Annotated in this window: 10 protein-coding genes; 1 reads left to right on the forward strand and 9 read right to left on the reverse strand. The window is 70.0% G+C overall.

The features are described 5' to 3' along the window. Nucleotides 1-96 precede the first annotated feature (96 nt). From Y706_RS0112150 to Y706_RS0112190, 9 genes are read right to left on the reverse strand one after another with little or no spacing between them, the layout of a single operon-like run. Nucleotides 97-1224: an XdhC family protein gene (locus Y706_RS0112150; RefSeq protein WP_028276805.1), complete on the reverse strand. Its 1128-nt coding sequence runs from the start codon at nt 1222-1224 to the stop codon at nt 97-99. 9 nt (nt 1225-1233) lie between these two features. After that, nucleotides 1234-2013 (reverse strand): SRPBCC family protein, encoded by a 780-nt coding sequence (locus Y706_RS0112155; RefSeq protein WP_028276806.1) that lies wholly within the window; start codon nt 2011-2013, stop codon nt 1234-1236. Beyond that, the gene (locus Y706_RS0112160) at nt 2003-3310 is read right to left on the reverse strand and encodes a vWA domain-containing protein (protein ID WP_028276807.1); all 1308 of its coding nucleotides are present in this window, start codon (nt 3308-3310) and stop codon (nt 2003-2005) included. The genes Y706_RS0112155 and Y706_RS0112160 overlap by 11 nt, the downstream gene beginning before the upstream one ends. Beyond that, the gene (locus Y706_RS0112165; RefSeq protein WP_028276808.1) at nt 3303-4226 is read right to left on the reverse strand and encodes an AAA family ATPase; all 924 of its coding nucleotides are present in this window, start codon (nt 4224-4226) and stop codon (nt 3303-3305) included. Before Y706_RS0112165 ends, Y706_RS0112160 begins: the two co-directional genes overlap by 8 nt. Next, nucleotides 4223-4873 carry a nucleotidyltransferase family protein gene (locus tag Y706_RS0112170; protein ID WP_043436055.1) on the reverse strand — a complete coding sequence of 217 codons (651 nt, stop codon included), beginning with the start codon at nt 4871-4873 and terminating at the stop codon, nt 4223-4225. The genes Y706_RS0112165 and Y706_RS0112170 overlap by 4 nt, the downstream gene beginning before the upstream one ends. Then, nucleotides 4857-5867 carry an XdhC family protein gene (locus Y706_RS0112175; RefSeq protein ID WP_028276810.1) on the reverse strand — a complete coding sequence of 337 codons (1011 nt, stop codon included), beginning with the start codon at nt 5865-5867 and terminating at the stop codon, nt 4857-4859. The genes Y706_RS0112170 and Y706_RS0112175 overlap by 17 nt, the downstream gene beginning before the upstream one ends. Further along, nucleotides 5867-8260 carry an aerobic carbon-monoxide dehydrogenase large subunit gene (locus Y706_RS0112180; RefSeq protein WP_028276811.1) on the reverse strand — a complete coding sequence of 798 codons (2394 nt, stop codon included), beginning with the start codon at nt 8258-8260 and terminating at the stop codon, nt 5867-5869. The genes Y706_RS0112175 and Y706_RS0112180 overlap by 1 nt, the downstream gene beginning before the upstream one ends. Then, a complete protein-coding gene (locus Y706_RS0112185) occupies nt 8257-8814 on the reverse strand; it encodes a (2Fe-2S)-binding protein (protein ID WP_028276812.1) in 558 nt (185 codons plus the stop codon). Before Y706_RS0112185 ends, Y706_RS0112180 begins: the two co-directional genes overlap by 4 nt. Nucleotides 8815-8819: 5 nt before the next feature. Continuing rightward, complete coding sequence (locus tag Y706_RS0112190) at nt 8820-9698, reverse strand: FAD binding domain-containing protein (RefSeq protein WP_028276813.1); 879 nt, start codon at nt 9696-9698, stop codon at nt 8820-8822. Between the two features lie 131 nt (nt 9699-9829). Between Y706_RS0112190 and Y706_RS25155 the strand changes: the two genes are divergently transcribed. Then, the coding region (locus Y706_RS25155; protein ID WP_043436056.1) for a LysR family transcriptional regulator at nt 9830-10382 on the forward strand (553 nt) is incomplete at its 3' end.

Genomic DNA, 10382 nt, shown 5'->3' on the forward strand with positions numbered 1-10382 from the left:
CCGCGCAGGCTTTGCCCGGCCGACTAGCCCGTTGCCGCCAGCAGCAGCACCGCCAGCATCCGGCGCAGGGCCTCGTCCGCCGTCATGGCCACACAGTCACAACTGCTCGTCGTGGTGGATCCGTTCGCCGAGCTGCCGCAACGGCTCCCCGCTGCCGTTCCACTGCTGGGCGATGAACTCAGCCGCGATGGACACCGCCGTTTCCTCCGGGGTGCGGGCGCCCAGGTCCAGGCCGACAGGACTGTGAAGCCTGGACAACTCGGCCTCAGTCAGTCCCGTCTGCCGAAGCCGTGCCATCCTGTCCTCGTGCGTGCGCCGGGATCCCATGGCGCCGATAAAGGCCACGGGGCTGCCGCGCAGGGCCACCTCCAGGACGGGGATGTCGAACTTCGGGTCGTGGGTCAGGACGCAGAGCACAGCCCTGGAATCCAGCAGGCCTTGGGCAAACTGCTCGCTTAGGTACCTGTGTGGCCACGTGTTGACCACCTCGGCGGCGTCGGGGAATCGCGCCGGCGTCGCGAATACGGACCGCGCATCACAGACGGTCACCCGGTAGCCCAGGAACGCGCCCAGCCGCGCCAGCGCCGCGGCGAAGTCAATGGCGCCGAAGACGAGCATGCGCGGCGGCGGCGCATAGCTGGCAAAGAAGACGCGCATGCCGGTGTCCAGCCGCTCGCCGTCCACGCCGTAGTTCAGGATGCCCGTCCGGCCGGCGGCGAGAAGACCCTGGGTGTCGTCGCCGACGGCGCGGTTGGTCCGGTCCGAGCCCAGGTCACCCTCGCAACCATCCGGCCTGACAACCAGGTGCCGCCCCACGCGGCCGGCATCCGGGTGTTCGATGATCGTGGCGACGCCCACGCGGCGCCCGGCGGTGATGTCCTGCGCGACGGCGTCGAGTTCGGCAAAGCGGCGCCGGGAAACAGGTTCGACGAAGATATCGATGATTCCACCGCAGGTCAGGCCCACGGCAAAGGCATCGTCATCGCTGATCCCGTAGCGCACCAGGGCCGGCACGCCGTCGTCCTTGACCTGGGTGGCGAGCTCGTACACGGCCCCCTCGACGCAGCCGCCGGAGACGGATCCCACGGCCTCGCCGCCGGCCGTCACCAGCATCGCCGCCCCCGGGAGCCGGGGCGCAGATCGGAATGTGCTCACGACGGTGGCCAGGCCTGCCGTGGCACCGCTTCGCCAGTCGGGCAACATGGCCGCGAGGACATCACGCATCGGCGCTCCTCAGAGCCTGCCGCACAGCCGGAGCAGCCGGAACGCCGAACGCCGGCCGGCCCAGTACGCGATGCACGCCACGACGGCGATAACGCCGAGGACCTTCACCGGGCTGGCCAATTGCTCCGCCGCGATTCCCTTGGCGAGGCTCAGCGCATCCAGGCTGCCGTCGGGCGCAGCCGCCGCTGAGACAGGCACAGGCACAGGGACCGGTTCCGGCGCGGCCGCCGCCGGGACAGGCACAGGGACCGGTTCCGGCGCCGACGCGGGGACCGGAGCCGGGGTGGGTCCGGGGACCGCCGCAGGGGTCGGTCCGGCAGGGGCTTCCTGCGCAGGGGGTGCTGCCTCAGTGAGCATGGCCTGCAGATTTTTCGCGAAGAGCGACATCATCTGCTCGGTGACGCTGCCGATCACCCCCTTGCCCATGGCCGCTGCCTTGCCGGACAGCGCCAGGTCTGCGCTGACGGAACCCCGTGTGGCCGCTCCGTCTTCGGCCAGCACCAGGGTGACGGTGGCCTCGGCGGTGCCTTGTCCGCGCGTCTCCTGGGCCTTGCCGCCAAGGACCGCACGATGTTCCGGGGCGTTTCGTTCAATGACGTTCAACAGGCCCTTGTATTGCATCGTGACCGGGCCGAGCTTTACCGTCATGCCCACTTGGTAGGCGTCGTCCGAGAGCTTGTTCAGGATCCTGGCCCCCGGAAGGCAGCCGGCCACCCGTTCGAAGTCCATCAGCGTGTCCCACACCTGGTTTATCGGTGCGACCACCGAGAACGTGCTGTCAATGTGCATGGGCTGGTTCCTTGCCTCTCGCTCGTTCGTGCGTGTCCTGTGAAGGCGGCCCCTCGCCGCGAATGGCGGCAGCCACCTGCGCCAAGGCCCGGTAGCTGTGGCCGCTGACGAAGGCGTCGCAGTAGGGCAGGGCTGCCGCCATGCCGCCGACGAGGGGCCGGTACTGCGGGGCTGCCTTGCGCGGATTCACCCAGATGATCCGGTGGGCGAGCCGGCGCAGGCGGGCCATCTGCGCCGCGACCTGTTCCGGATCCTCGTAGGCCCAGCCGTCGGAAAACACCACCACCACAGCGCCCCGCGCCAGTCCGCGGCGGCCGTGTTCGTCGACGAAGCGCCGGAGGCATTCAGCGATCCGGGTTCCGCCGGCCCAGTCCGGCGCGGAGACAGCGGCGCGGGCCAGGGCCTGGTCCGGATCACGCAGGGCCAGTTGCCGTGTCAGCCTGGTCAGCCTGGTGGAGAAGACAAAGGCTTCCGCCCCGGCCCGGGTCACGGCGCCCTGCAGGAAGGATACGAAGACCCGGGAGTAGGGATCCATCGATCCCGAAACATCGCAGAGCAACACCAGTTTGCGGCGCTGCTCGCGCCGGCGGGCATAGAGCAGCGCCGGGGCGTCGGTCCCGGACCGCCGGGCGGCGCGCACTGTCGCCCGGACGTCCAGGCTCGCCGTGTTGTGGGCCGACGTGCGCGTGCGCCGGCTCAGGCGCAGCGGCGTCGAGAGCTGCAGCGCCGCCGCCAGCCGCCGTACGTCCGCTACTTCCTCTGCGGAAAGCTCGGCAAAGGATGTCACCTGCAGGTGTTCGTCCGCGGAAACCATGGCAAGGACGGCCTCCCGGTCCGTGGGGCCGTCCTCCGCGGAGCCGTCCCGGCCGGGGAAGGCCAGGCGCGGCCGCTGCGGCGTCCCGGGGGCCGGGCCCGGCGTCTGGCTCCCTGGCGCTGCGGGCCTGGTCCGGAGCGCCGGTGCGGGAGGCGCCGCTGCCGCGCCGGGCACGCCGCCCGGCTGGGCGGGGGCGGCGTTCGCGCGGAACACGGCCGCGAAGACGGCATCGAACACGGGCACTTCTTCGCGGGCCGACACGAGCACCACGCGGCAGGTCCAGTAGAGCTGCTCAAGCCGGGCCGGGGGGATCAGGTGGAGCGCCTCGGCCAGCCGCGCCGCCCGGTCCGGCGAGGTCGCCAGGCCGGCCCTCCGGATGGCCGTGACGAACGCGGCGGACAAGGCGGCCGCCTCGACCAGTGGCGGCTGCGGCGGCTGATCGGTGGCCCTGTTGTTTTGGGCGGGGCCGTTGTCTTCAACCATCGGTGCCGTCCACGAGCCAGGCCGCGCCGTGGGAGCCGACGAGTTCGAGGTCATCGCGGTTCTTGACGATGGAGCCCCACGTCTGCTCGGTGGTGCCGGGGTCGATCCGCTTCACCCCCAGCACGGCCAGGGCCGAGACCCAGTCGATTGCCTCGGAGATCCCGGGCGGCTTGGCGAGGTCCAGGGTGCGCAGCCGGGTGATGACGGCCGCGGCCTGGAGGGCCAGCGGGCCGCTGCTGGCAGGAACCCGGCGGCGCACGATCTCGGCGATCCGGGCGGGTCCCGGGTAGTCGATCCAGTGGTACAGGCAGCGGCGGGTCAGGGCGTCGTGAAGGTCCCGGGTCCGGTTGGAGGTCAGGATCACGATGGGGGGATGGGTGGCGCGGATTGTGCCCAGCTCCGGGATGGTGACGGCGGATTCGGCCAGCAGTTCAAAGGTGAAGGCCTCGAATTCGGCGTCGGCGCGGTCGATCTCGTCCAGGAGCAGCACGGCAGGCCGCGGGCCGGGATGTTCCAGCGCCTGCAGGAGCGGGCGCCGCAGCAGGTACTGGGAGGCAAACAGGTCCGTTTCCGTGACCTCGGTGTCGCGGACTTCGGCCAGCCGGATGCCGAGCAGCTGGCGCTGGTGGTTCCACTCATAGAGGGCCTCACCGGCGTCGATTCCCTCATAGCACTGCAGCCGGTACAGCGGGGTGTCGAGGAGCTCGGCCAGCGCCTTCGCGGCCTCCGTCTTCCCGACCCCCGCCTCGCCCTCGAGCAGGATGGGCTGCGGCAGGCGGACAGCCAGGAACAGGGCCGTCGCCAGTCCGACGTCAGCCAGGTAGTTGGTCCGGTCCAGCGCGGCCATCAGCGATCCGACATCCGGGACCCGGCGCCGCACGTCCTCCTCCGCGCCCGCCCGCGCCGCCGCCGTCATAGGGCCCCCAGCAGCCCGGCAAGGAGGAGCCGGTAGTCGTCTTCGGTGTCGACGTCCGGGGGGACGGGGCCGGGTGTACGGACCTCGACGACGTCGTCCTCCCGCTGTGCCAGGAGCTTCCAGACGGCTTTGTCCCCGTGCAGGGCGGCCAGGTCCGGCAGCAGGCGCCGGGCAAGCGCCACCGGGTGGCCCACGCCGTCGTCGTAGCGGCACACCGCGATGCCGGCAGCGCGCGCAGAAGTGGGCTGCAGGGCGCCAAGCACTGCCCGGACGCTCGCGGCCCGGACACCGGGCTGATCGCCGAGAAGCAGGACGACTGCGCTGGTGTCCGGATGGAGGACGGCGAGCGCCGTGGCGATCGAGGACGCGCACCCTTCGCCGAAGTCCGGGTTGAGCACCACATCGCAGCCGCTGGTGTCCACGGTGCGCTCCACCTCGGCCGCTGCGCCGCCCAGGGCCAGCACCGTCTGGCCGAAGGCGCAGTCCCTGGCAGTCGCCAGGACGGCATCGAGCAGCACGCCCCCGCCGTAGGGCAGCACCTGCTTCGGCCGGCCCAGGCGCCGGGAACCGCCCGCGGCCAGGATGATGCCGGCAGTCCGGGGTCCGGGGCTTCCTTCCGCCCGCAACGGGTCAGGTCGTAACGGCATAGCGTTCCGGATCTTTGCGGAAGGCGGCCCGGCAGCCGGCCGAGCAGAAGTAGACGACGGCCCCTTCGTGAACCAGGTGCAGGGACGATTCGAGGGCCGGGACGGACATGCCGCACACAGGGTCGACCGCGCTCGCCGGCCCCGGTGGTGCGGGCTCGGATGGCACTGGCTCCGATGGTACTGGCTCCGTGCCGAAGCTCGTGGCCGCGGCCGCGCCAGCGGACGCTGGGGACGGCGCGGCAGCGGACGCCAGGGGCGGGGCGGCGCGCCGCGCCCTGGACCGTTCACCGACCAGCTGGGCGAGGATGGACAGGGCAATCTCCCCGGGGGTCCGGGCGCCGAGCTGCAGCCCGGCCGGTGTGAAAACCCGCCGCCGCAGGGCGTCGTCGACGTCGAGGGACTCCAGGACGGCGGCGCCGCGGGTTCTACTGGCCACGAGGGCAACGTAGGGGACACCGGCCCGCAGGGCCGCTTCCAGGGCACGCTCTTCCGCTTTGCCGTGGGAGGCGACAATCAAGGCCGCGTCATCCCCGCGGGGATCGGCGGATTCGCCGTCCGTCAGTTCGACTTCGAGGCCCACGCCGGAGCCGAGCGTTTCCAGGGCCTGCGCCACCGGCATTGTGCCCACCACCACGACCCGGGGCGCCGGAATCCGCGGCTGTAGGAAGATCTCGATCGCCCCGCCGCTCAGGCACGGGTTGGTGACCTCGACGGCGCCTTCCTCCGCGGTGCGGGACGGTTCTCCGGGCAGCACCCGCAGCAGGAGGGGTTCCTGGGTGGCCAAGACCTGCCGGCTGTACTCGCGCACCGACTCCTCCACGCAGTTTCCGCCCACAAAGCCGTGGATCTCTCCGCTGGGCAGCACCAGGGCGGTGTCCCCGGCGTGGGCGCTCGTCGGATGCTGGGCGCGGACCACGGTGGCATGGACGAACGGCTCACGGCGGCTGGCGAGTTCATCTGCCCTGGCGCCCAGGGATCCTGCGGTGGAGGCCATCAGATCGGCGGCCGGGCCCGGCCCTGCATGGCAGCCCAGACGCGGGCCGGGGTGCAGGGCATGTCCATATGCGTGACGCCGAACGGCGCCAAGGCATCGACAACGGCGTTGACGATCGCCGGCGGTGAGCCGACTGTGGCGGACTCACCGATGCCCTTCGCCCCGATCGGGTGGTGCGGGGAGGGCGTGACAGTGAATCCGGTTTCCCAGTCCGGCACCTCCATGGCCGTGGGGATCAGGTAGTCCATGAAGGACCCGGCGAGGCAGTTGCCGTCCTCGTCGAATTCGATGATCTCCATCAGGGCCATGCCCACACCGTCCGTCAGCCCGCCATGCACCTGGCCTTCGATGATCATCGGGTTGATCCTGGTGCCGCAGTCATCCACCGCGATGAAGCGCCGCACTTTGACCTGCCCGGTGCCGGGATCGATGTCGACGACGCAGATGTAGGCGCCGAACGGGAAGGTCAGGTTCGGCGGGTCGTAGGTGACCTCGGCGTCGAGGTTTCCGTCAACGCCCTCAGGCAAGGCAATCGTGCCGTGGGCGCCCATGGCGATCTCGGCCATGGTCTTGCCGACGCTCGGATCGCCTTTGACGAACCAGCGGCCCTTTTCCCATTCGAGGTCCTCGGGGCGGGTCTCCAGCATCGCCCCGGCGATCAGTTTCGCCTTCTCGCGCACCTTCCGGGCTACAAGGGCCACGGCGCCGCCGCTGACCGGCGTCGAACGGCTGCCGTACGTGCCCAACCCGAACGGGGTCTGGTCGGTGTCCCCGTGCACCACCTCGATGTCCTCCGGCGGGATGCCGAGTTCTTCCGCCACGATCTGGGCGAAGGTGGTCTCGTGGCCCTGGCCCTGGCTTTGCACCGAGATGCGCACCACGGCCTTGCCGGTGGGGTGCACGCGCAGCTCGGCGCCGTCGGCCATGCCGAGGCCCACAATATCGAAATGCTTCCGGGGCCCGGCTCCCACGACTTCCGTGAAGAAGGACACCCCGATGCCCATGAGTTCCCCGCGCTCGCGCTTTTCCGCCTGCTCGCGGCGGAGGTCCTCGTACCCGGCGAGCTGCATGGAGAGGCGCATGGCGGCCTCGTAGTTGCCCGAGTCGTAGACCCAGCCGGTCTTGTTGGCATAGGGGAACTGTTCCGGCTTGATGAAGTTCTTCAGCCGCAGCTCCGCCGGGTCCATGTCCAGCTTGCGGGCCAGGATGTCGACCATCCGCTCCACGAGGTACACGGCCTCGGTGACCCGGAACGAGCACGCGTACGCGACCCCGCCGGGCGCCTTGTTGGTATAGACGCCGGTGACGGAGCAGTGGGCGGCCGCGAGGTCGTAGCTGCCGGTGAAGATGGAGAAGAACCCGGCCGGGTTCTTGGTGGGCTGGGCGGTGGCGTTGAACGCGCCGTGGTCGGCCAGCACGTGGGTGCGCAGGGCGAGGATCTTGCCGTCCCTGGTCGCCGCGATTTCGCCCTGCATGATGTAGTCCCGGGCGAACGAGGTCGACATCAGGTTTTCGGAGCGGTCCTCCACCCATTTGACCGGGCGGCCGGAGACGATCGAACCAACGACGGCGAGGATGTAGCCGGGATAGATCCCGACCTTGTTGCCGAAACCGCCGCCAATATCGGGGGAGACGATCCGGATCTTGTGCTCGGGGATGCCGGCGACGATCGCGAACAGGGTCCGGTGCGCGTGCGGTGCCTGGGTGGTCTCGTAGAGCGTCAGCTTGCCGTTGACGGCATCGAAATCGGCGACGGCGCCGCACGTCTCCATCGGGGCGGGATGGACCCGCGGGTAGACGACCTCCTGGCTGACCACAACATCCGCGGCGGCGAACACCGCATCCGTTTCGGCCTTGTCGCCCATCTCCCAGTCGAAGATCCGGTTGTCCGTCCGGCCCTCGATCTCATCGCGGATCACCGGGGCGTCTACGTCCAGTGCCTTGCGGGCGTCCACCAGCGGGGGAAGGACATCGTATTCGACGTCGATTAGCTCCAGGGCGTCCCGGGCGGCGTAACGGTCCTCGGCCACGACAAACGCGACTTCCTGGCCCTGGAACCGGACTTTGTCGGTCACCAGCACGGCCTGGACATCCGCCGACAGCGTCGGCGCCCACGCGAGCTTCAGGCCCAGCAGGTCCTTGCCGGTAATGACGGCGACCACTTTCGGATGCGCGAGGGCGTTAGTGGTGTCGATGGACACGAGCCGGGCGTGCGCGACCGGAGCCCGCAGGATGGCGCCATGCAGCATTCCCGGCAACACGATGTCATCCAGGTAGTGGCCCTTGCCGCGCACAAAGCGCGGGTCTTCCTTCCGCTGGATGCGGCCATAGCCGATCGGGCGGTCCTCGTCGCCGGCGGCCGGGTTTGACTGCCGGTCATGGATGACGGTCATGCCTTCACCTCCGTGTCTTCTGTCTCCGCCGTGACATCCGGGACGGCGGTGTCCGTGTCCGTGTCGGCGGCGGCCGTGTCGTCGAGGCCGGTGCCGGCAGGATGGGCGGCGGCCCACTGCACCGAGCGGACAATTGTGGCGTAGCCCGTGCACCGGCAGATCTGCCCGGAAATGGCCTGCCGGGTCTCGGCGTCGTCCGGGTGCGGATTCTTATCCAGCAGTGCGCGGGCCGTGAGCATCATCCCCGGGGTGCAGAAGCCACACTGCAGCCCGTGCTCTTCCATGAAGCCCTGCTGGACGGGGTCGAGGGTGCCGCCGCTGGCAAGCCCCTCGACGGTGCGGATGTCGTGCCCCGCGGCCATGGCGGCCAGGACGGTGCAGGACTTCACGGGCTGTCCGTCCATCAGGACCACGCACGTCCCGCAGTTGCTTGTGTCGCATCCCCAGTGAGTACCGGTGAGGCCCAGGACCTCGCGGATGTAGTGGACCAGGAGCACCCGGGGCTCAATCTCGCTCGTGACGTCGGCGCCGTTCACGGTCATGCTGATCTGCATCGGCTTCAGCCTTCCTGCATCTGGGCGGCGCGGGCACAGGCCCGCCGCAGTACCCGTTGGGTGAGCTCATCGGCGAGATGCCGCTTGTAGTCGACCGGGCCGCGCTGGTCAGCCACCGGATCGCAGGCCTCCGCTGCCAGCCTGCCCGCCTCGGCGAACAGCTCCTCGTCCGGATGCCGGCCGCGGAGCACTGCGGCGGCCCCGGCCAGGGGGTGGTCAAGGCCCAGGGCGGTGAGCCCGACGGCGGCGTCGTCGACAGTGCCGTCCGCGGCGAGGGTGACGGCGGCACCTGCGGCACCGACCGCCCAGTCTCCGACTCGGCGTTCGACCTTTTCATAGGCACTGCCCGACCGGGGGTGGATGCCGAACCTGAGTTCGCAGAGCAGTTCATCGTGCCCGACCGCGGTTTCATAGGGGCCGCGGTGGAACTCGGACATGGACAGGATGCGCTCGCCGCCTGGTCCGCGGATCACGGCCTCGGCGCCCAGGACCCCGCAAACCGTGGAGAGGTCCTCGGCCGGGTCGGCCTGGCAAAGCGAGCCGCCAATGGTGCCGCGGTTGCGGACCACGGGGTCGGCGATCACCCGCTCGGCGTCCCGCACGATGGGGAACAGCCCGGCCACCTCCTCCGACTCGAGCAGGGTGGTGTGGCGCGTCAGGGCGCCGACCCTTAGTTTGTTGCCGTCACGGAGGATGAAATCGAGCTCGTATAAGTCATTGATGTCGATCAGCCATTCGGGCCGGGAGAGGCGGAGCTTCATCATCGGCAGGAGGCTATGCCCGCCGGCCACCACCCGCGAGTCGGGTCCGTACCGGGCAAGGAGTTCCAGGGCGTTCTCCACCGTAGTGGCGCGCACGTAGTCAAATGGAGCCGGAATCTGCATAGTCCCTACCTCACTCCGAAAGGCCGGCGGCGTGGAGCAGCGGCTGCCTGGTGCCGGATTGAGGTCAGTCTTGCCGCGGCCTGGCGGGGCTGTCAATATCGTCATAAGCGAAAGGTTATGAAGCCGTGGCGATGACATTGGGACAGTTGCGGACCTTCGCCCTGGTGGCCAAGCTGGGTTCCCTCCATGCGGCCGCCGTCCAACTCGGAGTCAGCGAACCGGCAGTCTCGACGGCGCTCGCCGCACTCAGGCAGGATCTGGGCGACCCGCTCTTCGTGCGCGCCCATGGCGGGATCGCGCTGACTCCCGGCGGCCGGGCGCTCGCCGAACATGCCCAGGACATCGTGGGACTGGCGGACCGGGCCCGGTGGGAGGTGGCACATGCCCAGACCGAGACCGGGCGGCTGAAAATCGTGGCGACGGCGCCTTTTGCCGAGCACGCGGCGGGGCGCCTGCTGGACCTTTTCACCCGCCGGGTTCCCGGGGCTTCCGTCGATGTGGTGGTGGAGGAAGCCGAGGACATCGCCTCGCTGATGCTCGAACGCGTCTATGACATCGCTTTGGGGGCCAGGCCCACCGTCCGCAACGGCTCCCTTGCCAACGGCACTGGCGCCGTCGGCATCGACTCCGTCCCGTTCCTGCGGTACCAGCGGATCGTCGTGGCGGCCGCCGGACATCCGATCG

Origin of the sequence: Arthrobacter sp. I3 (genome assembly GCF_000520575.1) — a bacterium.
Classification (GTDB): Bacteria; Actinomycetota; Actinomycetes; order Actinomycetales; family Micrococcaceae; genus Arthrobacter; species Arthrobacter humicola_A.

What these genes read in the sequence shown, in the direction of transcription:
- Y706_RS0112180 (WP_028276811.1), bottom strand. Translation starts at nt 8,260, where the DNA reads ATGACCGTCATCCATGACCGGCAGTCAAACCCGGCCGCCGGCGACGAG.
- Y706_RS0112185 (WP_028276812.1), bottom strand. Translation starts at nt 8,814, where the DNA reads ATGCAGATCAGCATGACCGTGAACGGCGCCGACGTCACGAGCGAGATT.
- Y706_RS0112170 (WP_043436055.1), bottom strand. Translation starts at nt 4,873, where the DNA reads ATGCCGTTACGACCTGACCCGTTGCGGGCGGAAGGAAGCCCCGGACCC.
- Y706_RS0112150 (WP_028276805.1), bottom strand. Translation starts at nt 1,224, where the DNA reads ATGCGTGATGTCCTCGCGGCCATGTTGCCCGACTGGCGAAGCGGTGCC.
- Y706_RS0112160 (WP_028276807.1), bottom strand. Translation starts at nt 3,310, where the DNA reads ATGGTTGAAGACAACGGCCCCGCCCAAAACAACAGGGCCACCGATCAG.
- Y706_RS0112165 (WP_028276808.1), bottom strand. Translation starts at nt 4,226, where the DNA reads ATGACGGCGGCGGCGCGGGCGGGCGCGGAGGAGGACGTGCGGCGCCGG.
- Y706_RS0112190 (WP_028276813.1), bottom strand. Translation starts at nt 9,698, where the DNA reads ATGCAGATTCCGGCTCCATTTGACTACGTGCGCGCCACTACGGTGGAG.
- Y706_RS0112175 (WP_028276810.1), bottom strand. Translation starts at nt 5,867, where the DNA reads ATGGCCTCCACCGCAGGATCCCTGGGCGCCAGGGCAGATGAACTCGCC.
- Y706_RS0112155 (WP_028276806.1), bottom strand. Translation starts at nt 2,013, where the DNA reads ATGCACATTGACAGCACGTTCTCGGTGGTCGCACCGATAAACCAGGTG.